Raw genomic sequence first — 24,814 nt, forward strand, 5'->3', positions numbered from 1 at the left:
TTCGGGTAAGGAGACCGTATTATGAAAAAGTTTTTTCTCGTTTTATTTTTAATTCTGCAAATCCACGTATATTCAGAAGAGGTAATCGATTATGATGCTGACTTTCAAAAAAAAAGTGATAACGCAAAATCTGAAATAGATTCATTGGTCAAATTAAGAAAATTGGAAGTAGACAAACTCAGAAATAAAATCAAAGAACTTGAACTAAAGAATCAGGGAAATCTAAATCAATCTGAGAAAGAAAAATTAGATCTACAAAAAAAGTTAAATGAATGCAAGCAGGCAAAAAATGAACTAGAGAAAAGCTTAGCTAATTTAAAAGAGAGGCTGCAAATTTCCGAAGATCAAAACTCTCAGATAAAGAAAGATTATAACTTGTTAAAAGAAAAAAATAATACATTAGAATCCGAGTTGGAGGATTTAAAAACCGAACAAAAAAAACTTAAGGATTTTTCACAGGGATTATCTTCTTATATAAAAGAGATAAAAACAAAAGAAGATAAAATCAATAAACAATATGAAGATTTAAGAAAGGCTATTACTTCCACTATAAAACCCGAGGAAGGGGAAGTTAATATTACTAAAAATGGAGACTTAACCAGGCTCGTAATCAACCTGAGTGAAGCTGCTTCTTTTAATTCCGGCTCTGTTATTATTAAAAAACAGGGGAAGCCACTTTTAGATTCTATTTTTAAAATAATAACTAAATATCCCGGTTATCATATTTACATAGAAGGCCATACCGATAATGTTCCTATTCATACAGAACAGATTAAGGATAACTGGGAACTGTCTACCAAGAGAGCCTTGAGTGTTCTTGGCTATGTTCTGAAGAAAAATCCGGGCTTAGAACCCAAAAGGTTTTCTGCTTCAGGCTATGGTGAATTCCATCCTCTTGATACCAATACTACCGATGCAGGAAGAAAAAGAAATAGAAGAGTCGATATTATTGTTACCTACTGGTAAACTTGTTTGGGATAACAGATATATTAGAAAATACGTAACTACTCAGTAAAAAAAGACCCTTAATCTAAAAAAAATTGTTTATTCCACTACAGATGTCAATGAAACGGCAATGCGCAATAAGCAAAGCCATATTTCAAACTGTTGAAAAGTTGTATCCCGGGAAAATATTCAAAAGCTCATTCCGTTTTAAAAAGGGAATGAGGCTAAAAATACAGTAAGAAGTGGATTTCATGACATCTATTTCCTGTATAAATGCTATTATAATAGCTTTTTTCGCTTGGATAAATAAAAAAATCGAGTTATGATAAATAACCCCAAAAGTCAAGCGGGAAGTAATTTCATATCCTTCTTTTTAGATAGCCCCTGGTAATGCGGTAAAAAAAGCGGCTGACCAAAAAAAGGTAAAATTAGTCTTTAACACCTTCTTCTTTCTTGACGAAAAGGTGTTTAGGAATAGTATTCTCAACTGAAAAGGCGCCAGTATGAAACAATTTATTTCACTATTTTTTTTATTCATTTTTACTTTTGTTTTACATTCACAACCCCTTCCCAACCCATCCGATACAAAATTCGGCTACCCTCTTAATACTCAAAATGCAGAGTATAACCCGGTAATTAGCCCCAATGCAAGATATATTATCTTTCAGTCCAATCGTCCGGGAGGACAGGGAGGAATGGATCTCTGGCTCTCAGAGAACACCAATTACAGAGACAGGTCGGGTTCTGCACAATGGGCTGAACCGGTAAATTTTCGAGAACTGAACACTCCTGCCTATGAAGGTGCTTTTTCGGTCTGGTTTAATGCCGGGGGAGAACCGGAAGAAATCTACTTCACCTCTTTAAAAGATGAAGAAACCGGAAGGAACGGACTGGATGGTTTAAATATTTATTATACCTCCCGCAACCCCAGAACCAATCGCTGGAAGAAACCGGAGCAGGTTCCGAATATTAACACGAATTTTGATGATAAGATGCCGGCCATTTCTCCCGATGGAAATACCCTGGTCTTCGTTTCCAACAGGCCGGGAGGCTTCGGGCGAAATGACCTCTGGGTAAGTTACCGGGATGAAAAAACCCGTACCTGGTCGACTCCTAAAAATCTCGGACAGGATCTAAATACAGCTTCCAACGAGATTATGCCCTCGTTCCACCACGACGGACTTTCTCTCTTTTTCAGCTCGGATAGAAACGACCCGAATTATAAATTCGATTTCTATACAGCTATTCGTAAGAATGTGGATTACAAAGTTCATATGGGTGGAAAACCGGAAATTGAATTCAAAGTAAAAAAAGCCCTGGTTTTTGAGGATGTTTTTAAACTCGGCCTCCCCTTCAACTCGGATAGCGACGACGAAGGCATCACCCTTTCTTATGATGGACTCTGGGTCTATTATTCTTCGAATCGCTCAGGAGGACAGGGGCAGTTTGATATATATCGCTCGGAAATGCCGGAAGAGCTTCGCAGGCAGTATCCTTTTACCCTGAAAGGTCTGGTTCTGGATGGTTCGGAAGACATCATGATAGGTCTTGATTCCAGTATCCAGGTTTATAACGAAAAAGGTCTGATTAAAACTATTACCTCCAAACGAATCGGAGGGGATTTAATGCGAGAAGATTCGGTAAACTTTCAAACCCGCCTCAGCACGGGTTCTTTCTATAAGTTGAAAGTAGCTTCTCCCGGTTTTCATCCGACCGAAGTCTCTCTTGATTTAAGGGGGAATATAGGAAAGGATAAGTCCCGGTATCTAAAAATTGTCCTGATGCCGGTTCTGCCAATCCAGGATCCCAAAACAGATAACAAAAAAATACCGGATAAAACAGAAAAGAAAATCGAAGACTTTTATGTTGAGCTCAGGGATTATAAAACCAAAGACAGGATCTCGCACGGTAACATCACGATTTTTACAGAGAAGCAAAAAGATGGAAAACCTCTCAGCCGTAAGCGTAACCGTTTTCTCCTGGGAGAACTTCCCAAACTGGACTTTGAAATCCTGGCCAGAGCCAGTGGCTATAAAGATGAAACCCTGACGGTAGACATAAAGAAATACAAACCGGAAAAAAATAAGCTCATTACCCTGTATTTACGCAAGCTTCAGGATTTAGAAAAAGTCTATAAAACGCCTATTTTCTTTGATTTTAACTCCTATCAGCTTACAGAGAAGCACCATAAGCTACTGGATAGGATGGTAAAGCATCTTCTTCTCAACCCCAAAGATAAACTGGAAATCGGGGGACATACGGACAATATTGCCAATAAAGAGTTTAATGTAAGCCTGAGCTTAAAACGAGCCGAAATAGTAAAGGCCTACCTGGTTGGGAAAGGAATTCCGGAAGATAGGCTTATAGTTAAGGCTTACTGGTATTCTCAACCGATTGCAGACAATAAAACAAACGAAGGAAGGGCGAAGAACAGGCGGGTAAGTTTTAAAAAATTAAATTAAGAAGGACAAAATGGAAAGTTCCTTAGAACGAAAGCAACGGGAATGGATCTCAACCAGCGACAGGGATGAGATCCATGTCCGAGTCCTCGAACACGATTTTAAAACGGATGCATTTTGTATTGTAAACGACGAAGACATTTCGGTTCGTTTAAAAAAATATAATGATGATGGCTACCTTGTCTTTGAAGCTCCGAAGGACATTTCTCTTTTTTTAAAGAAAGAGTTATTAGTCTATAAGTTAGAACCTATGTACATGGAGCTTAAGTCGGAAATTTTAGGTATCCGGGACAATCTCATTGCCTGCAAACCTCTTTTGTTTAAGGAAGTAGATAAGCCGAGACGTTTCCCCCGCTATGAGAATTCGAGAGATATAGCTTATGCCAATAATATCGTGTTTTCTCGTTCTTTAGAAGACATGAAAAAAGCTCTGGGCGTAGTGATGGCGGTCTTAATAGAGGAAGCTAACTCGGACTTAAAGCATAAGTACAGCGAAGAAGTCAAGGTAGCGAGTCTTCTGGGCCCCCTTCCCGGTTATGAAGAAGAAATCCTGAAAATGGATAAAAAACCTATCATAATCCTCGATACCTTAAAGATGGAGTCTTCTAAAGAATTGGATTGCAGTGATTTAAAGCAACACCTCGAAGAGGACTTCCAACTTGAGAAAAGAAAGGCTTTTTATCACAAGGAAAAAATTCACTCTTTCATTTATTACCCGATTACCATCGAAATGGAAGAGGGTTCCCTGGTTATTGCCTATTGCTATGCCGATTCGAGAGAAGGAAATGAGATCAATATCCAGAAACTTATCCCGGAATTTGATACTATCAAAGAAACCATCTTAAAAAAAGTTCATGACTACCAGGTCGAAAGAATTAAGAAAAAACAGGCCATTTTGAACTTCTGTGAGGGAGGAGCTCTATTTGAATTTACCCAGCTCAGTGTAATTTCTTCTTTGAACTCCAAGCCCATCTTTACAACCGATATTATTTTTAAAAATCAGCCCAAAATACGACTTACGATGAGAGCCTGTCATGTCTTCGAAGAGGAAAATACTGTGCTGGTTGGAGCAGAAGTAGTTGGCACGAGCACCGATGAAAAATATTTGGATAGGTATAGAAAATTTGTGAAGGCATTTAAAAAGTAAAACTCTTGGAACCAAAAAAGCAAAAACTCTCCACAGCAAATTATAAAGGCACCCGGGACTTCTACCCGGAAGACATGGACTTCCGTAACTGGATGTTCTCCGTAATGAGACAGGTCGTAGAATCCTATGGATACCGCCAGTACGACGCCCCCCTGCTGGAATCTTTTGAATTGTATGCAGCCAAAACCGGGGAAGAAATCGTTGAAAGACAGCTTTATGATTTCATCGATAAAGGGGACAGGCACGTAGCCATCCGCCCTGAAATGACTCCAAGCCTTGCGAGGATGGTAGCAGCCAGATGTAAAGAGCTTCCGAGGCCTATTCGCTGGTTTTCTCTGCCAAACCTCTGGAGATATGAAGCTCCGGGTCACGGAAGGCTGAGAGAGCACTGGCAGTTAAATGTGGATGTTTTTGGAGAAAATAGCTTTCGGGCCGAGTTAGAAATTATACAGCTTGCCTGTGATATTCTCTTTGCATTTGGAGCTCCCAAGGGAAGCTTCCGGGTAAAAATATCCCACCGTAGAATCCTTTCCGACTTCTTTGAGAAAGAACTGGGCTTACAGGAAGAAAAATCTCAACCCCTGGCCAAGCTCTTAGATAAAAAGAATAAGCTGAAAGCAGAGGAGTTTGACGCAGAACTCTTAAAGATTCTCGATAAACCGGAAGAGCAAAAGGCTAAGATAGAAAGATACCTGCTGGCAGATACGAAAACCATCAACGAATTTAAAGGAATTTCAGCGGAAACCCTGAAAGAACTTCAGGAACTATTTTCAACACTCGATGCACTCGGTCTTTCTGAAATTGTGGATTTTGACCCCTCGATTATCCGGGGTTTTGACTATTATACCGGTTTCATCTTTGAGATTTTTGATACCGACCCCAAAAATCGCCGTTCTCTGTACGGTGGAGGAAGATACGACAACCTTATAGGTCTTTTTTCTAAAGAAGAGTTATCAGGTATCGGTTTCGGACTGGGGGATGTAACCCTCGAAAACTTTTTACGCAGCCATAAACTGGTTCCGGATTTGAATCGTTTTAAAACCGTATTTATTCCTCTTCTGGATGAAAAGACTTTTCTCGATACAATAAAGCTGGCTTCCAGCCTACGAAAAGCCGGGATCCAGACGGAAACTATGCTGAATCCGGGTATTAAGTTAGGAAAGCAATTCGGTATAGCTGAGAAAAAGGGATATAAGTACATCCTAATATTAGGTGAAGATGAAATTCGGCAGGGCAAGGTTCAGTGTAAAGATCTGGAGAAGGGAGAACAAAACGAATATAGCATGAGTGAAATTGTCTCTGTCTTGCAGGACAAGTTAAAACTTTGAAACCTATTGAGCAAATTGATCTTGCCTGTTCCCATTTCATCAACCGGAAGATAAAGAATCCAAAACTGAGTTGGGTTCTCGGCAAGATAAACAAGGGGGAGACTCTGGGGATCTTCCTTCTTCCCACCGTGTTTTATCTCCATCCGAATAAAGAAGGCTGGTGGATACTTTTGCATGTGGGTCTCATTACCTTTTTGACGGACAGGCTGGTTTTATTCCTCAAAAAATTTACGGCAAGAAAAAGACCTCTATTAAAGATCCTAGAATCGGAAGATAAGAACCCGGATTTAAAACATTCTTTTCCTTCCGCTCACGCGGCGAATTCCATGGTAGCCTTATTAACTCTTATTATGGGCTACCACTTTCCTTTCTGGTTTATCTTTTTTTCATTCTTTGCCGGAATCGGAAGGCTCTGTACCTTACATCATTTTTTATCGGATGTACTGATGGGCTGGTTTCTGGGTTTTCTTATGTGCTTTGTTGGAATATATGCGAAGACGCTAATTCTTTTTCTCCTCTAAGGAAGCAAAACGAAAATTTTGATAGTAATAACGAAGAATTTCTTTGTAGTCAAATCCTACCTTCGCCATATTATAACTCCCCCATTGACTTAAACCTACCCCGTGACCAAAGCCAAAACCATGAGCTGTATATTCTCTACCATTATTTACGAGATAAAATTTTAAAGAACGAAAATGTCGGGTTCCAAGACTCAGGCGTAATTCTTTTCCTGAAAAGAGAAAGCTCTTTCCTTCACTTTTTGCTTCGAGTTCTAAAACTCTACCGGAAGCACTTGCTTTTGTGATCTGCAAACTCTGCCAGCTTTCTTCTGACTCTTTATCAAATTTTTTTTGTAACTCATTCAAACTAAAAGAATACTTCCAATAAAAAGCTTTGGAAGGATAATCAAATTTAGAAAAACCTGTTTTTACATATTCTAATTTATTTGACCAGACCGACTCTGCATCTTCCGTAATTCCTCCGGCATTGCTATGGTAAAGTGCATCTAAGGGTTCGTTCTTATATAATAAGATAATTCCTTTTGTATCTAAAACAGCCTTCGTGCTGGATTCGTGTTCGGCTTGAATTCCTCCATAGGCCTGGCTATATGTGTTTCCTTCGAGATCATAAGATAAATGAGAAGATGTTAATATAGCACGTAAGGCATAAGTCCTTGCACAAATTGCCTGGGCTTTTAAGGCTTCTATGGGCCAGGAAGCAGGCATTTCCGCAGGAACAACGGAAAGTAAGTAGTTCTCAAAATCTACCAGATTAATGATAAGAAATTTGGCTTCATCGGGTTTGAGTAAAAGCTTTCCCCGGTATTCTTTACCTGAATACTGAAAACGCTCACTTGCAAATTCAAGAATAGTAGTTTTTTCGAGCGGGAAATTTAGATTTAAGTAATCTTTTGTTTTCCAGAGAACCTTACCGGCTTCGTCTCTGGCAGTAATCTTGCCCGAACTGGAGAGATGGAGATACTGACTTTTCGCCAAGAGTACACGGGCGATTAACTTATCATATTTTTTCTTGGGTCTATAGGTTTCTAGCAGTTCTGCATTCGTTCTGCAAGAACTAAAAAAAAGAATAGAGATAAGGAATAAAAGAAAAAAGCTGGTCTTTTGATTCATAAAACCAGAATAATAAAAACAAAGAACAGGACAAGATGGAAAATAGAGAGGAGTTTCAAATTCGCATAGAAAAAGTCTCCGAAACCTTTGAAGGAAGTGGTTACCTGGGAGATAAGAAATACTCCTTTCGGTATGCAAAAGAAAACGATGAAGTTTCAGTCTATTTTACCGGTAAAAGAAAGAAGTATCCCCGGCTTACAGGTATCCAAAAGAACTCCGATCATTCTTCTGTTCGTTGCAGACATTTTGCGGATTGCGGAGGTTGCGCAGCTCAGCATTTTCCTTATGAAGAACAATTCAGAATAAAGACCAACAGACTCTTACAGGTATATCAGGAAAAACTCAATATCTCAATAAAACCTATTCCGGCACAGCTTCAGTACGGACATAGAGGACGGATGGATTTCGCTGTTTATCCAGGTGGAATTATAGGACTCAGAGAAGCCGGAAACTTTCGAAGAATCATCAATATAGAATCCTGTGAAATCCAGTCTAAGTGGGCAAACGATGAACTGAAGGCTCTTCGCAAAGTTTTAGAAGAACATAAAGGTATTGAATTGAACCGAAAAACCTTAGAAGGTTATTTAAAATATATTACTCTCAGGAAATCAAGATTTACAGAAGATAATATAAGTATATTTACTTTTATAGAGCCTTTTTATGATACGGATGTTGAAGAGAAATTTAGAGAAACTGTCTTAGCTTCTTCTACTGCAAGAAACATTGTCTTTTGCTATAACCGTACGAAATCAGAAGTCTCTGCAGAAGGAAAATTTAAAGTCATTCGAGGAACTTCCTTCTATACGGAACATCTAATGGATAAAAAGATTGAGATTCCTTTCGATTCTTTTTTTCAACCGAATATCGAAGGATTCATGCCGGTACTCGAATATACGAACAAATTAATTCAACATTCAAAACAAAAAATTCTTCTCGATATATTTTGCGGAAATGGATTTTTTTCCTTATTATTCGGAGAAACATTTGAGGAATTATACGGTTTTGATATTTCAGAAGCAGCCATAGAAAGGGCCAATCTAAACCTTAAAAAGTATTTTCCCGGTAAGAACATGTCTTTTTTTCAATCCGATCTTTTACAATTAAAAGAGAGCTCTTTTCTAAAAGAACAGGCCGAAAAAAATAGTCTGGCCCTTTTAGACCCACCCAGAAGAGGAATCGGTGATAGAATGATAGAGCTTTTGAATGAAAGCCACCTGGAGGAAATTATATATATATCCTGCAACCCTTATAGCCAGATTGAAGATATTGAAAAGTTGGATAATTATGTGGCCCTTGAAGGAATTCTAACCGATCCATTTCCTCACAGTCCTCACCTCGAATCCGCGGTTTATCTCAGGCGAAGAAATTAATGAACTCCAACTGGCACAATTATTGCTTATTAATTAACAGAAAAGACTTAGCAAAAAGAACTTAAGTATCAGTACGATTTGCTTAAAAAAACAGCATCGGAGGATCGGTAATGATAGTGGAAGAAATAACAAAGAAATATACCATTGATATATCCTGTATACGTAAAGGAAATAACTACCTTTTAAAGCTGAGTGTATCTCAAAATGCAGTGGGAATTATGTATAAAATGTCTGCTGTATTGTTTCGTTATAAGTGGCATATTTTGGAAGCTGTTGCGGAAACTGTATCTGCCGGACTTGTAAAAGATGTTTTCATCATTCACAATAAAGATGACAGGGAAATGGATGATGCCGAGTTAAACCGGATAAAAGCAGATATTCGAGCCTTAATTTCCAATCAAAAAAGCCCTGAGGACTATATGAAGGAAAACGAGATCCGGAATCTCATAGCCAGAGACGATTCAGCTCAGGCTAATATTACAATATTTAATCCTTCCACTATAGACTGCACGGTTCTGGATATAAAGACAGATGTGGTGTCCTGGCATCTTCTGAAGATATCCGAATTCTTATATTACAATAAACTGGATATTATTTCTCTTGTTGTTAAAGCAGAAGAAAACTTTTGCCGGTATTCTTTTTTATTAAAAGAAATAAACGGGGAAAAGCTTTCTCCGGATAGAATGAAATTTTTCGAGAATTCCTTTCCTGAAATTCTTTAGCCGCTTTCTAAGATATGCAATTCCGGATGGTTGATAAGACTATCCAGATTTGCAAGGTATCTTTCCCTATCGGCGGATGTATTGGAAGAACCTGATATACTGATTCCCAGTATCAGGTTTCCTTTTTTATCCTTTGATACGTAACGAATCAATCCATACATGGTCATAGGAGATTGTAATTTATAATAAATATCAAAGGAAAAACCCAGTTGATGGGGTAATTGTTCTATCAGATCCTTATCACTGATTAGAATTCTCACTCCTCCGGCAGACATATCCAAAATAGGAAAGCGCTTGGTGTTCGTCAGGGTGTTAGATTCTCGAATCCTGTCTATCATTTCAAAAGTAAGGGCTTTAGCTTCCATCAACAGGTCGTAAGGAATGGGTTTTGTTTTACTCTGGATATGAACATAGCCAATAGGACTTGCTTCATTGGAGGGATTTAAATAAATCACAGGCATAATGACTTCCGAAATAATTTTATTTTTCTTATATTCGAACATAGCCTTATTTACATCCCCCAATAACTCTTCCGAATAATCCACAAAGTCATCATCTACCGCATGATAACTTTCTTCTTTCTGGGTGTTTTCTATGTAGAGAGTCTTACAGGTCTTTCTTACAATCAAAAATCTCTCGTCCTGACCGGGATGAAACACATCCACTTCGATATAATCAAATTTATGTCGGAGTTTGGACTCATAATCACTGAAATTGATTTTCACATAAGTAGGAATCGTATGCAAACTGGTCTCTAAAGAAACCCTGCTGGTCCGGATATTCGTAACCCAGACATGCTCTCTCGGTGGAATGATGCGTTTATCTATTCTTTCCCTTTTCGCAATATGCAATTCTTCGATTTCCAGTTCAAAATGATGATGGGGGCGAAGTTTTACGACTTTACAGTCTAATTGAACATAGCGAGCTAAGATTTTCGAGAGAGACAAAACCTCACCAGGATTCAAACTGATATATTTATCTGCTTCAATGATAATTCTCTTCCCATCCCGGCTGAACTCTTTTAAACGAACCGTTTTACCGGGTAATTCTTTAATCAGGAGCTCCTGTTTATTCAAATACTTAGAAAGGATGAGAATTCTCTTTTCCGGCTCATGAATGAGTTGAGTCTCTCTCTTTTTTCGATCCAGCGTTTCCATCTTATTTCAAAGCCCCTTTTACTTTAAACTGAAATTATCTTGAAAAGAAACACAAGGTTTTTACCCTGCGATTTAAAGGTAAGTTAATGACTAATACGAATTTATCAACAAATTATTTCTCCAATGACGGTTTAAGTGGAGAAGAACTTTTTAGCATTCCCATAGGACTGACCTATAAAGATTTTCTGGTCCTCCCGGGATTTATCGACTTCAACCCTTCCGATGTGGATCTGGAAACCAGTCTGACTCGAAATATCCGAATCAAACGCCCCTTAATCAGCTCACCGATGGATACAGTTACCGAATACAAAATGGCTATATCCCTTGCCCTACAGGGTGGTATTGGTATTATACACTACAATAACACCATAGAACAACAGGTGGAACATGTAAAGAAAGTTAAACGTTTCGAAAATGGTTTTATTACCGATCCGGTCATCCTATCTCCAAACCACAAAATATCCGATCTTGACTCCATAAAAGAGAAATTCGGATTTACCGGTGTTCCTATTACTGAAGATGGGACTTCTGATACAAAACTTGTAGGTATCGTGACAAATAGAGATATTGACTTTGAAAAAGACAGGACTAAAAAAATTGCAGAAGTCATGACTACCGATCTGGTCACCTGTAAAGCGGGCCTTTCTCTACAGGAAGTAAATAAAGTATTAAAAACTTCAAAAAAAGGGAAATTACCTATCATTAATAACGAAGGAAAGCTGGTTTCCCTGGTAAGTCGCTCCGATCTAAAAAAAAATAAAGAATTTCCGGACTCCTCCAAGGATGAAAATAAAAGGCTACGTGTCGGTGCAGCTGTATCCACCCTGATTGAATCCAGAGATAGAGTAGCAGCTCTGTACGAAGCCGGAGTTGATGTCATTGTTATAGATTCTGCCCAGGGACATTCCAGCTATCAATTGGAGATGATTACTTACATTAAGAAGAACTTTAAAGGCCTTGAAATCATCGGCGGGAATGTCGTCACCATAGAACAGAGTAAAGCTCTTATCGACGCCGGCGTAGATGGTCTGAGAGTAGGTATGGGGCCCGGCTCTATCTGCATTACCCAGGACACTATGGCTGTTGGCAGGGCCCAGGCAAAAGCAGTTTATCAAACAGGTAAATACGCCAACCAATATAATGTCCCGATTATCGCCGATGGAGGGATTACGAATATAGGAGATATTGGCATTGCCCTGGCCATAGGTGCTTCCTGCTGTATGATGGGTTCCATGTTTGCCGGAACCAATGAAGCACCCGGTGAATACTACTATGAAAATGGAATGAGGCTGAAAAAATACAGGGGAATGGCGAGTCTCGAAGCCATGAGTGCCGGTGGTGAAAAGCGTTATGCAACTGAAGCCCAGAAGATTAAGGTAGCCCAGGGGGTTAGTGGTGCCGTCTTAGACAAGGGTTCCGTTACCAATCTCGTTCCTTACCTCGTACAGGGGCTGAAGCAATCCTTTCAGGATATGGGATATCGTTCTATAAGCAGTATACACGAAGCCCTGTACTCCGGTAAATTAAGGTTTGAAAGACGCTCTCAGTCTGCTCAATTACAGGGTTCTGTTCATAATCTCTATTCCTATACTGCTCCCACTATGAGAGGAGAATAGGCACTACTCAGAAAGCAGGGTTTGTTACCAAACCCTGTGTATAAAATTCCCTTCTATCGAAATATGTCTCTTTACAAAAAAACTTTTTTATGAAAAAGTGTTTCTATGAGACATTCTTCCCGAAGAAAAAAAGCTTCTCCAGAAAAAAAGACTCCTTTCAAACAGACGCAAGAGAAAAGAAAACCCTGTAGAGCTCTGGTTATTGTGGATAATAAACCGATTCGTCAGAAAGCGGCTCAAAAAGCCAAGCGAGCCATCAAAGAATTGGAAAAAGCGAACCTCCTCTTAGAAACATTCAATACAAAAGATATACCCGCCTATTCTCGCTGGTTTAATTATAACTTCGGAAAAGAACTTACGAGTATTCGAGAACTTCAGGAAGAACTCCATAAATTGGAATATATTCTTAATGATATTAATTTTATTCGTTTTTCTCGAAAAATGGGCCTGGTAGAAGCCTTCTTATACTACGAGGAACATAAAAACGAAGAAGGTTTCATGGATAAAGAAAGAGCTCGATTTCATCACGAGGAAATGGAAGACGACTGGGACGAAGAGAGTGAATATGATAGGGAAGATGAGGAAGAATTTGATGAAGATGATTGGGAGAGGGAATTTGGGGATTGGGACGAGGAGGAATACGAAGCCCATTTTAATCCGAATAAAACAGATGAGGAACTGAAAGATGAATTTAAAAAATTTATACAGAACGTATTAGGAATTGAAAATCCAAACCTGAACCAGTCTCCTTTTAAAGAAGCCTTTGAAGAATATAGAAGATCTTACAAAGAAGATACAGAAAGATTTTCCCCAAATAAGAAATCCTCCAAAGAAAACAAGGCTGAGAAATTAGAAACCCGTTTAAAAGATAGATACAGAAGCCTGGCACGAATCCTACACCCCGACCTGAGAAAAGATAAGGATTCCAGAAAAGACCAGCTCTGGTATGATACAATAGATGCCTATGAGAAAAAAGACATAGAGAAACTCGATATGGTTCTGGCACTCTGCGATCTATATGACAAAAAGAAATTGGACAATGGAACTTCCATAAGCGATATTTTGAATATAGCAGAAAAGTATAAAACTGATACGAAGCTCCTCCGTTCACAGATCCGTAGAAGTAAAAAGGATCCCGCCTGGGATTTTACAAACCGAAAAGATAAAGTTACACTAAAGCGTGATATTAATTTTAGTTTACGAAAACAAATCCATGAGATGAAAGACCGTAAAGAAGAAATCACAGCCTTCTTCAATGATATTCAAAAAGAAGGAGAACGCTTGAAAAATTGGAAAGCCAGACAGGAAAAAGAAAAGCAAAGAGCAAGGGAAAAAGCAAAGACAAAAAGGGAAGAGAAAAAGAAAAAGTTTGTTCAAAAAGAAACTCTATTTGCCTGAAAACTTTTGAAGAAGAAAGGTCTTATTATTGGAAAGTTTATGCCCATGCACAAAGGGCATATGCACCTGATTGAAAGGGCCGGCCGGGAAGTAAACGAACTCATAGTCCTGGTATGTAGCCTTGCCTCAGAACCCATACCGGGAGAACTCAGGTATAAATGGGTAAAAGAAACTTTTCCCAACATCATAGTCCACCACATGCAGGACGAAAATCCCCAGGAACCCCACGAACACCCTGAATTCTGGGATATCTGGTTGAAGAGTATTCGGAAATTTTGTCCCGATGGTCCCGATGTTCTCTTTTCTTCAGAAGAATATGGCTACAAACTATCGGAAGTTCTTGGATGTATACATAGACCGGTAGATATTCAGAGAACTACATTTCCGATTTCAGGAACAAAAATTCGCCAAAACCCGCATTTATACTGGGACTTTATCCCGGAGTCGGTAAAGCCTTACTTTTTAAAGAAAATTGTTATATACGGTTCCGAGTCTACCGGTAAAACTACTACTGCTTCTTTTCTGGCAAAAGAATTTGATACCATCTGGGTTCCGGAATTTGCCAGAGATTATCTGGAGAAGAAAAATAATATAATAGAAGATTCAGATTTTCCGGTTATTGCCAGAGGACAAATTCAACTGGAAGAAGATTACTCTAAAAAAGCAAGAGGCTTTCTATTTTGTGATACCGACCTCCATACAACGAAAATTTATAGTAATATGTACATCGGCTATTGTGAAAAAGAAATCGAAAATCTGGCCGAATCAAGAAAATATGACCTGTATTTACTCATGGATATTGACATAGATTGGGTTTCTGACCCATTGCGAGATTTTCCGAATGAAAGAAAAGAAATGCACAGACTTTTCTTACAGGAGCTTAAAGCTCGTTCCATTCCCTACATTCTCATAAAAGGACAGGGAAAAGAGAGATTACAAAACGCAAAACAGGCAGTTAAAATTTTCTTCCATATAGATTAAAGTAAACTCCTTGACCGTAAAAGCTAAAAAAGAAGAATGAGAAATGGTTATGGTGCTGGTTGATTATTATTTATTTTTCTCCTCCTTTATTGGTTTAGTAAGCATCGTAAGTGCAATTTTACTAATAAAAGAAAAAGGTAAATTTACTGATGGTTTGAGCATCACCTCCATTTTTGAGTTCATCTGGTTTCCTATCAGCATTCTGGCTCTTATCTTCCTTAACTTTACCTCAACCCAGGTGCTGGTCCCACTCGTCTATATACTTTATGTCATTATTAGCTTTTACTTTAGCTCCAAACTTTTACAGGATCTGGATCCGGAAGTTGATGGAATTGAGTCCATTAATGTCCCCCTGCACTACAGTATAGTAGAGGGATTGTTTGGTGCTTGCTTCTTTGCCCTATCTACCTATTTTCGATATGTTAATTAAGAAAAATCCTCATTTTTCCCGGTCGTTGAGTAAGTAAACCGGTGGCTCTTCTACAAGAAAAAAATATTCTCTGTTTTTTTGAATAGATACTTCTGGTTGACAAATAAAGCCTGAATACTTTCATAAATCTCTGGGGATTTTATGAATAAAAACATACTCGTAACAACTGCTTTGCCATACGCCAATGGTTCGATTCATCTCGGTCACCTTTTAGAAGGCATTCAGGCTGACATCTGGGTGCGATTTCAAAAGGCAATCGGAAATACCTGTTATTTTTTCTGTGCGGATGACACACACGGAACACCTATCATGCTGGCTGCCAGAAACCAGGGAATCAAACCGGAAGAATTAATAGCCAGAGTTTACGAAGAACATTACAGAGACTTAACTGGTTTTTTAATTGAGTACGATAACTATTATTCTACAAACTCGGAAGAAAACCGCTACTTTTCAGAAAGGATTTACAATAGTCTAAAAGAAAAAGGACATATTAACTCCAGAGACATTGAGCAATCTTACTGCGAACATGATGCCATGTTTTTACCGGATAGGTTCATCAAGGGAACCTGTCCAAAATGCGGAGCGCAGGGACAATATGGAGATGGTTGTGAAGTATGCAGCGGAACCTACAGTCCAAAAGATTTAAAAGATGCAGCCTGTTCTATCTGTGGAAATACTCCAAGTCTGAAATCTTCCAAACATATCTTTTTTAAACTCCAGGATTTTAGTGAGTATCTGGATAGCTGGGTAAAGTCAGGAGACAGGTTACAGGAGCCGGTACAAAAGAAACTACAGGAATGGTTTAGTTCAGGGCTTCAGGAGTGGGACATTTCAAGAGACGGTCCTTATTTTGGTTTTAAAATACCGGGTGAAGAAAATAAATACTTTTATGTATGGCTTGATGCACCTATAGGTTACATGGCTTCATCAAAAAATTACTTCTCAAACAATGAAGATAAATTTAATCAATTCTGGTTAGAAAAAAAAGGAGAAGTGATTCATTTTATAGGGAAAGATATTCTATATTTTCATACCCTTTTCTGGCCGGCAATGTTGCATGGAGCTGATTTTTGCACTCCCACAAAAGTACATGTACACGGTTTTATGACGGTAAACGGGGAGAAGATGTCCAAGTCAAGAGGAACCTTCATCAAAGCTTCCACTTACCTGAAACACTTAAACCCCGAACATTTCCGTTTTTATCTTGCCGGGAAGTTAAATGACACCATTGAAGATATGGATTTGAACCTTGATGATTTTGCTGCCAGAGTAAATTCGGATCTTGTTGGAAATCTTGTGAACATCGTATCCAGAGTAGGAACTTCGATTCTCGATAAGCTGAGTCGAAAATTAGGAAAGCTCACAGAAGAATACAGGGTAAAGTTAAACGAAATACTGGAGTTTGAAACCTCTATCAGGGAGGCTTATGAATCCAAAAACTTCCACAAAGCTTTAAAAGATATTACGAAAGCCGGAGACATTGTAAATAAAACGATCAATGATACAGCACCCTGGTTATTGATTAAGGAAGATGAAGAAAAAACAAGAGAAGTAGTTACATTTGCATTGAATGCAGCTCGAATTCTGGCTATTTATTTTTCTCCCATTCTTCCTGACATATCCAAAAAAATATTTAAATTATTGAATGTATCAGAAGCATCAAATTTTCTAAACCTGCAAGATTTCATTGAAAATACTCCTGTTGAGAAATACGAATTTTTAGCCAAACGGGTAGAGAAAAAGGATATAGAGAAGATGGTAGAAGAAAGTAAAGAGAAAGAAGAACCGAAGAAAACAAGTGTTTCGCAGGAAAGTCCTGTTGTGAATGAAGAAGGCTATATTAGTATCGAAGAACTTATGAAAGTGGAACTTCGTGTGGGAGAAATTGTAGAAGCCGGTTCAGTCGAAGGTGCAGATAAGTTAGTAAATGTAAAGGTTAATCTCGGCGAAAAAGGAGTTAAGAATGTATTTGCCGGGATTAAAGCGGCTTATTCACCGGAAGACTTAAAGGGTTTGAAAGTGGTGGTAGTTGCAAATTTAAAACCGAGGAAAATGAAATTTGGTGTTTCGGAGGCAATGTTATTGGCTTCCGGAAAAGATTCAGGACTTTCTCTTTTTATACCTCACAGAAATGCCAGCCCCGGAGATTTATTGAAATAGGAGATACAATGTATTTAAAAATATTAGCTTCTCACAATATTTTAAGATGGTTAATTCTTATGGGTTTTGCCCTTATTCTCATTCGCTCCCTTTCCGGTTGGATACGATCTTCCGTCTGGACAAAGTCTGATGAATTCTGGCTTAAAATAACTGTTATCTTCATGGATATACAGTTATTAATCGGTCTTATTTTATATTTCTTTTTTAGCCCGGTAACCCAGAAAGCTTTTCAGAACATGAAAGCAGCCATGAAAGATTCGACCTTACGGCATTTTGCAGTAGAACATATTTTACTTATGATCGTCGCAGTAGTACTCGCTCATTTCGTAAAAATATTGGCTCGAAGAAAATCTGCTGATGCCAGAAAGCACAGGTTTATACTTTTAAGCTTCCTTCTCATAAGCCTTGTTATCCTTGCAGGAATGCCCTGGTTTCGTCCGTTTATACCCCGGTTTTAACGATTTTCTTTCTCTGCATTACTTACAAGGAATTTCAGAAGAAGCAACAATAAAGGAGCGGAGTGCATAAACAGGTCAAAAATATCAAGGGGCTTTATTAGCTCTCCGTTCTTTAGCATTCTTAATTTTTCTAAAAGGTGAGGTTCCGGAAAAAAGGGAGCCAAACCCAGAAGTAAAGCAGGTAAGAGTAAATGGGAATAGGAAAGTCTATTTAAAAATGAAAGCATAAGGAACTTTTATCAGGAATAGATTTCCTGTCAAGTTAATACCCTATGGGGTATTATGCTATATATTATTTTTTAGAAGAAAACAAAAAAATCTGGCAAGAAAAGTGCTATGTCCTGAGGCTATGAATTATGTTAAAATTAAAACATAAAAATAAAGCGTTCTTAGGAACCTTTCTTGTTTTACTTTTCTTTTGGAATTGTTCAGCTTCCAATTCTATCTCTACAACTTCTACATCACTAAATTCTATATCCAGCATCTCAAACTCACTTACTTCCATCAGCGGTTCTATCAGCACTGCCGTACCTGATTCAAAATACGGCATCGAACCCTATAGTATGGATGTCAGAGATCTAACCATCCTGTATGCACGAAAAGGGCTTGAGGGAGATTTTGAAAAAGATGTTTCAGAAGTAGCCAGAAGAGAAGGAGTTCTGGAATGGAAAAAGAAATCTTTTACCTACGAAGCTATAGGTCAGGGCTTAAAACTTTCAGGTATGGATAATAAAGAATTCCAGAAATTAAAAAAAGAAGTATTTAACAAGAATTCTCAGATCGCTTTTTATCTTCAAAGAGGGTATAACTCTTTGAATTAACGGACCCGGTAGGGAACTTCCGGAAAGTTTATCTTTTCGGAAGTTTTATAAGATATATTAGTTCTTTCTTAATCATTCCGTATGGTTTCTACCGGATCTAATTTGGCAGCCCATCTTGCAGGGAAATATCCGGCCAGACCCGACAATATAGTAGAAGCTGTAGTAACCATGAAGATAAAACTTACATCAATATCAACAGGTATATGATCAAAATAATAAATGTCTTTAGGAACTAATTCCACATTTCTCCAGTGAGAGTCTAATCGGGAACCTACAGCGTTTATGACTTCACTTAAACCATTCGTAAAGGCTTCTAAGTTGGTAGCATAATAGATACCTATAATCCCGCCAATAATCGAAGCGAAAATCCCAATAATCATAGAATTTAGAGTAAAAATAAGCAAAATCTGGGAAGCGGGTAAACCCAGAGCTTTTAGAGTTCCGATGGACTTTCTTTTGGAACGAACCAGGGAGTATACGGTGGCTACCATACCCAGAGCTGCAAGAACGATAAAGAGAAATACGATATTCGAAATAATAGTTTTCTCCATTTTTAGAGCTGCTAGAAAATTTTGCTGCTCTTCTGCAATTGTACGAATCGAAAAACTTCCTGTAGGATTTTCTTTTTCCACCAGGGGAGAACGTATGGTTTGCAAAAGTAGGTCCTTACACTCATCCAGATCATCGAGAGAATGAACCTTTATGCTAATCTGGTTAACCGTGTCTTTCATCTTGAAAAATTTCTGAGCTGTTTTTAAAGACATAAAAATATAACGAGAATCGTAGTGATAATAACCTGTTTTAAAAAAACCGGATACAGAGAACTTGTTTACATTGAGTTCTATTCCCTGACTCACTTTAAAACTCCCCGCCGGTACGGTAAGGGTTACGGTTCTTCCGAGATTTAAGTCATAAAGTCCCGACATTTCCTTTCCTATAACTACATAGTTTTTGTCATTTAACTCTTTTATATCTTCCCGATTATAATACTCAAGTCTTGGAAAATTTGGATCTTTATTTGTAATTAAATCGGTATCACTTTTTACAGGGATGGCCCTGAGCATAATAGGCACAAAATTATTATTATGCTGTAGAAGACCGTGACTTGTAATACTACCTTCGATAGACTGAATCTGTTTTTTTAGCTTTTCGTTTCCCAAAAGCAATTCAATGAGTCTTTCATAATTCTTTATCTCACCGGAATTAATTCGGTTTTCTATGGTAATGTGAGGCCCTCCGTTCCAGAGAGATTCCTTTACCTGCCTTTGGAAACCGTTAAAAATAGAGAGAACCACAATGAGAAGAGAAACTCCAACAGTCATCACGATAAAGGAAAGTCTTGACTTCATCGAAAGCAGACCGAATACGCGGGAACCCCGGATATAGCGAAATGTAATAAGGGAAATGATATTCATATTTTTATCTTTGAAAAATAGTTTACTTGCTAGGTTTATACTTTCCTTAAATTTAGCAATAAAAGTTTTATCATGAAGAGTTTAAGCAGGCTATTTCATGATGAGAGCCTTCTTTCGGGAGAATGGATTTGTGAGAAAAACTAAAAAAATACTCGTTTTATTACTTTTTGTGCTACAATTACCGCTCTGGACCTACGCATTCTACCTTCTTTTTGAGAATTTTCAACTGAATTGCCCGAATAAAGATGTCTTAAGCTGGGACGCTGATTTACGGTATATTACAAGCCTTCAAATGATGGATAACTTACGAAATGGAAATCTGTTTACCTTCCTATTTCAGATCCTCGATTCTCCCACCTGGCCGGTTTTGCGAAACCTGGTTCAGGTTTTTCTTTTTTTGCTTGCAGGTCATTCTACTTATCTTGATGTCTTGATCACTTTTTTTACCGCCGGTATTTTACTTATCAGCCTTGCATACATCCTCTACAAAGAATTTGGTTTGCAAGTTACATTTCCGCTCGGATTCTTTCTGATTAGCTCAATATTTTTTATCTCTTATCCCTTAAATGTTTACAGCCTCAGTGCTATGCTGGAAATACAGGGAGCATTATTTTTTTGTCTGTCCTCTTACTATCTTTCAAAATTCTTAAACGAAGTGGAGGAAAAAAAAGAAAGGAGCTACCTTTTTTTTACAGGGCTTTATTCTTTCGGATTATTCTGGACCAAATATCCCTACGGTTACATGTTTTTATTCAGCGCGATTCTTCTGTATTTTAGCCTATACCCCTTACCCACATTGCTTTTTGGACTCAGGTATCTGGCCTACATCACTCATTTCTTTAAAAAATATTATAAAACCTGGGGTTTTCTTTTCCTTCTCCTGTTAAGTTATCTATTTATTCCGGAAAAAGGAAAACTGAAGCAATATATAAAATACCTAATTGTTCTAATCCTTGTATTTGATTTTTATAATTATTTTTTCAAACAAAAAAAAGAACTTTTTAATCTCGGTTACAGGAAGACAATCGGACTTTTGCAATGGCTTTTACTACCTATTATATCCTGGGTACTTATCAACCCGGATCGTTTTTCCAGTTCCGGCAGCACACTTGCCCATGTACAAATGGAAGGTCACGAAATAGGAAAAACCGTATCCAAAGGCTGGGAGTATTATACTATTTATTTTCGTTCTATAACTCAGGAAGGATTTGGAGATAACCTTCCGGCACTACTCCTACTTCTTCTCCTTCTTCTGTCCTGTTTGATTGCTTACAAAACCTTTCAAAAAGAAAAGAAAATTCTACCATACTATTCTCTTTCTTTTCAAATACTGCTCAGTATACTCGGTATTACCTTTTTAACACCCAATCATCAGGCCAGGCACATCTATCACATGTACCCGGCCATAGGCCTTTCGGCTGTATTATTCTTATTAAGTTTTTCTTATAAACCTTCATCTCTACGATGGTTCCTGATTCTTCTTCTTACTATCGGAATAGTCTATCCTATACAACAACAATTTCAATCCGGTTTTACTAAGAAGGAAGTTTGCTTTACCGGGAAAAATTCGAATGATTACATACTTCCAAGAAATATAAAAAACAATATGCAAAAGGAATTAAATGAAAATGCAATTATTTTAAACCTTATAAACCCCGAACACGTAAACAAAGCCGATACAGAGCTTTTCTTATACCAGATTGCTTATGATAAAAAGTTAAAAATTTACCATAACCCCGGAAAAAGAAAAAAATTTCTGTGGAGAAATTTCCCATACCTGTATATAATAAGTGAAACATGTAAGCTACCCGGCAAAGAAGAAACTATACTGAAAAGCCTGAATATTCCCAAAGAATTCAAGCTACAAGCAGTATCCTCTACCGAAACTAAGCCGGGTTGTATAGAAAAATTTAAGGTACTCAGGTAAGGGGTATGGATATTTTCAAATTGAATGAATTTTTTAAAGACATAGAGAAGAATTTCCAAAAGCTATCCGATGAGTTTTTTTTGAAAACCCTACCGGATTATATTGCAGGCCATCTAAAAGAATTTACTATGTTAGAAGTAGAAGGAATAGAGAATATTCCGAGTCGTGGCCCTGCACTCATCGTTCCAAATCATAGTGGGGTTTTTGGCTGGGATGCAGTAATTTTAAATCATGAGATCTATGAAAAAAGAAGACGAATCCCGAGGACGATGACCCACCCCTTCTGGGAACACAGCCCGCTGATGAAAGATGTAGCGAGTCGTTTTGGACTGTTTAAAAGAGATCTCCGTCATGCTTTGAGATTACTCAAACACAATAACCTGATTCTGATATTTCCGGAAGCGGAAAGGGGAAACTTTAAGCCCTCTATAAAAATGTATCAACTCGTAGATTTTGAAACGGGCTTTGTCGCACTCGCAGCTATGAGTGGTGCTCCTGTTATCCCGGTGGCAATCATCGGAGGGGAAGAAAATTATATAAACCTCGGTACTCTTGATATATTTGAAAAATCACTGGGCTTTAAAATTCCCTTACCCCTAAACCTTTTGCCCTTTCGCTCCAAGTGGAAAATCAAAATTTTAAAACCCATAAGTTTTAAAAAATATGGAAAGAAAGCCATTAAAAACGAAAAATTTCTCTATGAAGCAAGCCAGAATATACGCTTCCGAATTCAGGCCACCATACACAAAGAACTGGTCAGAAAAGGAATATTCAAATTTTAAAGGGAACGAATGACAATGACAAATCTAAGTAGAACCGAGTTATTAAAAAAAGTAAAAGTAACCGAACTCATGACTTCTAATGTAATCACCATAGAACATGACGACCTTGTAGGAAAAGCTTCTCGTATGATGATGGAAAATCGGATTCACAGTATTCTCGTAATGAAGCAAGGAAAGCCGGTTTATATAATATCAACTTTCGATCTTCTAAAACTATCGTATGAAGGTACTTTTAATGAAGACAGTTATGATATGCTACAGACCACTGTTGAAGAATTGGTTCAGGGACAAAAGCTTATCAAGATTAATACAGCTACAACTCTAATAGAAGCTTTACAAATTTTTACTGATTACAGTATTCATTCTATACCGGTTATAGATGGAGAAGAAGTGAAAGGAATTATTACCCTGATGGATCTGGCAATCTGGTATAGAAAAACACACGAGGTTTAATATGAGTTCAGAAATAGACGATTCCTTCATTCCATTTATAACCGAGGAAGAAAAAAACCGCGAACGAAAAAAAGCCAAAGAATTAAAAAACTCAGCCTGGTGGAAAAAGAAAAAATCAGGTGGCGAGTGTTATTACTGTCATAAAAAATTTGAGGTATCTGATTTAACCATGGATCACTTAATTCCCCTGGCCAGGGGAGGAAAATCGATAAAAGCGAACCTGGTTCCTGCCTGTAAAGAATGTAACCATAGAAAGAAACATGGCTTACCTTTTGAATTCATGCAATAGCTAATTTTAGAAGAAAAGAAGGATGTAAAAAATAATAAACCCCTGAACTGATTCCAGATATTCCTTTCTTCAGTTCATGGGGGGAATCTCCTAACTACTAAAATAAAATAACCCCCACAACAGGGGTTATTTTATTGAAAGAGTAGAGAGAATTAAGGAGTGACAGAAATAATTTCGTCTCTATTCACCAGGTCAACGATATATTTGTATTCGATGGACCCTTTTCCGTATTTGAGCTCGGTAGCTCTAAGAAGGTGAACGTTCTTTTTGTATTTGTATTTTTGAATAAGCTCTTCCTGATTTGGCTGATACTTTTTCAGAACATTTTCCTCGAAAGAATAGCAGCTTGCAAGATACTTATGAGCAGGGTATTCTTTTTCGTTATCATCGATTTCGAGGTAAAGTTCAAGAATAGGAATACACTGAGGATAATTTTTAGTGTCATACTCAGACATAATCCATGCTCTGTAGATTGCAGAAAGAAGAGTTTTATATTGGGGTTTTTCTCTCAGGTCAGGGTTAGCAATTTCGTCTAAGTGGTTAATTGCTTTTGTGAAGTAAGTAACCGCAGCGAGTTTTGCTTCCATTTTTTTCCTGTAGATGTAGTTCTCTTCTCTGGCTTTACGATCGACTCTTTGCCAGTACCACTTCTCATCCAGTCTTTTCTTCTCAGCTTGTTCTTTTCTGTATTGATCAACACTGTCTCTCATTTTAAGAATAGTGTTCATACCAGACTGATAAGCGGAAAGAGCGAGCCTATATTTGTTGTTTGCGAATGCTTTAGAAAGCTTATGCAGCTCTGCGAAAGCCTTGTAATAGCCTTTGTAATCCGGGTTTTTCCAGAGCCTTTCATCCCTGAGGATTTTGGGGTCTTTAGATACTGTATCATCATCAGGAACTAATTCTCCACTGATCTTCTCTTCTTTAGCAGCATCTTTTCCAGAAGAAGCAGAGTTGTCTGCACCTGTAGCTGTACCAGTATTGTCCGTTGTAGTGCTAGTGTTATCCTGGGCATATAGCACACTCAGGCTGAACATTACTAGAAGAATGAATATACCTTTAGTTATCTTCATCTTGTATACCTTTTAGTCTCTCTTTCAATATTTTTTAGTTTAGAATAGACTATCCGTCGCTTCTTTGTAGATAATATCGGAAAAAGCATGGTTACGGTCAATCGAATTAAAAAATAATTTTAAATTATCGGAATAAATTTCAAGTTTAAGTGACATAATTTTAAAAAAAAGAGGATTTATCGAACCAAAAAGCTGTCCTCTTTTAAATTGCTTCTTCCTATTTTATCTTTCGGTTGGTACTCTCGATTTTTA

23 protein-coding genes are annotated in these 24,814 nt (G+C 37.8%); 18 read left to right on the forward strand and 5 right to left on the reverse strand.

Annotated elements, in window-relative coordinates:
- Positions 1–21: 21 nt before the first annotated feature.
- The 5 genes from H7A25_00280 to H7A25_00300 all read left to right on the forward strand — a co-directional run bounded on the left by H7A25_00280 (position 22) and on the right by H7A25_00300 (position 6,400).
- A complete protein-coding gene (locus tag H7A25_00280) occupies positions 22–966 on the forward strand; it encodes an OmpA family protein (GenBank protein ID MCP5498312.1) in 945 nt (314 codons plus the stop codon).
- 482 nt (positions 967–1,448) lie between these two features.
- The gene (locus H7A25_00285) at positions 1,449–3,407 is read left to right on the forward strand and encodes a PD40 domain-containing protein (protein MCP5498313.1); all 1,959 of its coding nucleotides are present in this window, start codon (positions 1,449–1,451) and stop codon (positions 3,405–3,407) included.
- 10 nt (positions 3,408–3,417) lie between these two features.
- The gene (locus H7A25_00290) at positions 3,418–4,551 is read left to right on the forward strand and encodes a DUF1577 domain-containing protein (protein MCP5498314.1); all 1,134 of its coding nucleotides are present in this window, start codon (positions 3,418–3,420) and stop codon (positions 4,549–4,551) included.
- 5 nt (positions 4,552–4,556) lie between these two features.
- Positions 4,557–5,879 carry a histidine--tRNA ligase gene (locus tag H7A25_00295; protein MCP5498315.1) on the forward strand — a complete coding sequence of 441 codons (1,323 nt, stop codon included), beginning with the start codon at positions 4,557–4,559 and terminating at the stop codon, positions 5,877–5,879.
- Complete coding sequence (locus tag H7A25_00300; protein MCP5498316.1) at positions 5,876–6,400, forward strand: phosphatase PAP2 family protein; 525 nt, start codon at positions 5,876–5,878, stop codon at positions 6,398–6,400. The genes H7A25_00295 and H7A25_00300 overlap by 4 nt, the downstream gene beginning before the upstream one ends.
- Here H7A25_00300 and H7A25_00305 read toward each other — a convergent pair.
- Positions 6,380–7,510, reverse strand: coding sequence for a SpoIID/LytB domain-containing protein (locus tag H7A25_00305; protein MCP5498317.1), 1,131 nt, complete (start codon positions 7,508–7,510; stop codon positions 6,380–6,382). The two genes, H7A25_00300 and H7A25_00305, sit on opposite strands and share 21 nt — an antisense overlap.
- Before the next feature lie 35 nt (positions 7,511–7,545).
- Here H7A25_00305 and H7A25_00310 point away from each other — a divergent pair, with 35 nt between their 5' ends.
- Together H7A25_00310 and H7A25_00315 are read left to right on the forward strand one after the other, a co-directional pair.
- A complete protein-coding gene (locus H7A25_00310) occupies positions 7,546–8,880 on the forward strand; it encodes a class I SAM-dependent RNA methyltransferase (protein MCP5498318.1) in 1,335 nt (444 codons plus the stop codon).
- 110 nt (positions 8,881–8,990) lie between these two features.
- Entirely contained in the window at positions 8,991–9,602 is a 612-nt protein-coding gene (locus tag H7A25_00315) for a hypothetical protein (protein MCP5498319.1), read from the forward strand.
- Here H7A25_00315 and H7A25_00320 read toward each other — a convergent pair.
- Positions 9,599–10,759: a DUF1577 domain-containing protein gene (locus H7A25_00320; GenBank protein MCP5498320.1), complete on the reverse strand. Its 1,161-nt coding sequence runs from the start codon at positions 10,757–10,759 to the stop codon at positions 9,599–9,601. The two genes, H7A25_00315 and H7A25_00320, sit on opposite strands and share 4 nt — an antisense overlap.
- Positions 10,760–10,845: 86 nt before the next feature.
- Here H7A25_00320 and guaB point away from each other — a divergent pair, with 86 nt between their 5' ends.
- The 6 genes from guaB (at position 10,846) to H7A25_00350 (ending at position 17,802) form a co-directional block, all read left to right on the forward strand.
- A complete protein-coding gene (gene guaB, locus H7A25_00325) occupies positions 10,846–12,375 on the forward strand; it encodes an IMP dehydrogenase (GenBank protein ID MCP5498321.1) in 1,530 nt (509 codons plus the stop codon).
- A gap of 105 nt (positions 12,376–12,480) precedes the next feature.
- The gene (locus H7A25_00330) at positions 12,481–13,773 is read left to right on the forward strand and encodes a hypothetical protein (protein MCP5498322.1); all 1,293 of its coding nucleotides are present in this window, start codon (positions 12,481–12,483) and stop codon (positions 13,771–13,773) included.
- 6 nt (positions 13,774–13,779) lie between these two features.
- On the forward strand, positions 13,780–14,754 hold the full coding sequence (locus H7A25_00335; protein MCP5498323.1) for an AAA family ATPase: 975 nt from the start codon (positions 13,780–13,782) through the stop codon (positions 14,752–14,754).
- Between the two features lie 43 nt (positions 14,755–14,797).
- A complete protein-coding gene (locus H7A25_00340) occupies positions 14,798–15,184 on the forward strand; it encodes a hypothetical protein (GenBank protein MCP5498324.1) in 387 nt (128 codons plus the stop codon).
- A gap of 141 nt (positions 15,185–15,325) precedes the next feature.
- Positions 15,326–17,344, forward strand: coding sequence for a methionine--tRNA ligase (gene metG, locus H7A25_00345; protein MCP5498325.1), 2,019 nt, complete (start codon positions 15,326–15,328; stop codon positions 17,342–17,344).
- Between the two features lie 8 nt (positions 17,345–17,352).
- Positions 17,353–17,802 carry a hypothetical protein gene (locus H7A25_00350; GenBank protein ID MCP5498326.1) on the forward strand — a complete coding sequence of 150 codons (450 nt, stop codon included), beginning with the start codon at positions 17,353–17,355 and terminating at the stop codon, positions 17,800–17,802.
- Here the strand turns inward: H7A25_00350 and H7A25_00355 are convergent.
- Positions 17,799–18,029, reverse strand: a complete 231-nt coding sequence (locus H7A25_00355) for an RND transporter (GenBank protein MCP5498327.1) — start codon at positions 18,027–18,029, stop codon at positions 17,799–17,801. The two genes, H7A25_00350 and H7A25_00355, sit on opposite strands and share 4 nt — an antisense overlap.
- Before the next feature lie 129 nt (positions 18,030–18,158).
- Between H7A25_00355 and H7A25_00360 the strand changes: the two genes are divergently transcribed.
- Positions 18,159–18,623 (forward strand): putative lipoprotein, encoded by a 465-nt coding sequence (locus H7A25_00360; GenBank protein MCP5498328.1) that lies wholly within the window; start codon positions 18,159–18,161, stop codon positions 18,621–18,623.
- A 68-nt stretch (positions 18,624–18,691) separates the two neighbouring features.
- Here the strand turns inward: H7A25_00360 and H7A25_00365 are convergent, their stop codons facing one another.
- The gene (locus H7A25_00365; protein MCP5498329.1) at positions 18,692–19,945 is read right to left on the reverse strand and encodes an ABC transporter permease; all 1,254 of its coding nucleotides are present in this window, start codon (positions 19,943–19,945) and stop codon (positions 18,692–18,694) included.
- Positions 19,946–20,168: 223 nt separating this feature from the next.
- Here H7A25_00365 and H7A25_00370 point away from each other — a divergent pair, with 223 nt between their 5' ends.
- Genes H7A25_00370 through H7A25_00385 form a run of 4 tightly spaced genes read left to right on the forward strand, consistent with a single transcriptional unit; the run spans position 20,169 to position 23,489 of the window.
- The gene (locus H7A25_00370) at positions 20,169–21,965 is read left to right on the forward strand and encodes a hypothetical protein (GenBank protein ID MCP5498330.1); all 1,797 of its coding nucleotides are present in this window, start codon (positions 20,169–20,171) and stop codon (positions 21,963–21,965) included.
- A gap of 5 nt (positions 21,966–21,970) precedes the next feature.
- Positions 21,971–22,747 carry an acyltransferase family protein gene (locus H7A25_00375; GenBank protein ID MCP5498331.1) on the forward strand — a complete coding sequence of 259 codons (777 nt, stop codon included), beginning with the start codon at positions 21,971–21,973 and terminating at the stop codon, positions 22,745–22,747.
- Positions 22,748–22,756: 9 nt separating this feature from the next.
- Positions 22,757–23,200, forward strand: coding sequence for a CBS domain-containing protein (locus tag H7A25_00380; protein ID MCP5498332.1), 444 nt, complete (start codon positions 22,757–22,759; stop codon positions 23,198–23,200).
- A gap of 1 nt (position 23,201) precedes the next feature.
- Positions 23,202–23,489 carry an HNH endonuclease gene (locus H7A25_00385; protein MCP5498333.1) on the forward strand — a complete coding sequence of 96 codons (288 nt, stop codon included), beginning with the start codon at positions 23,202–23,204 and terminating at the stop codon, positions 23,487–23,489.
- Between the two features lie 152 nt (positions 23,490–23,641).
- On the opposite strand, the gene H7A25_00390 is transcribed toward H7A25_00385, so the two are convergent.
- Entirely contained in the window at positions 23,642–24,562 is a 921-nt protein-coding gene (locus tag H7A25_00390; protein MCP5498334.1) for a hypothetical protein, read from the reverse strand.
- Positions 24,563–24,814: the final 252 nt, after the last annotated feature.

Source organism: Leptospiraceae bacterium (assembly GCA_024233835.1).
Classification (GTDB): domain Bacteria; phylum Spirochaetota; class Leptospiria; order Leptospirales; family Leptospiraceae; genus JACKPC01.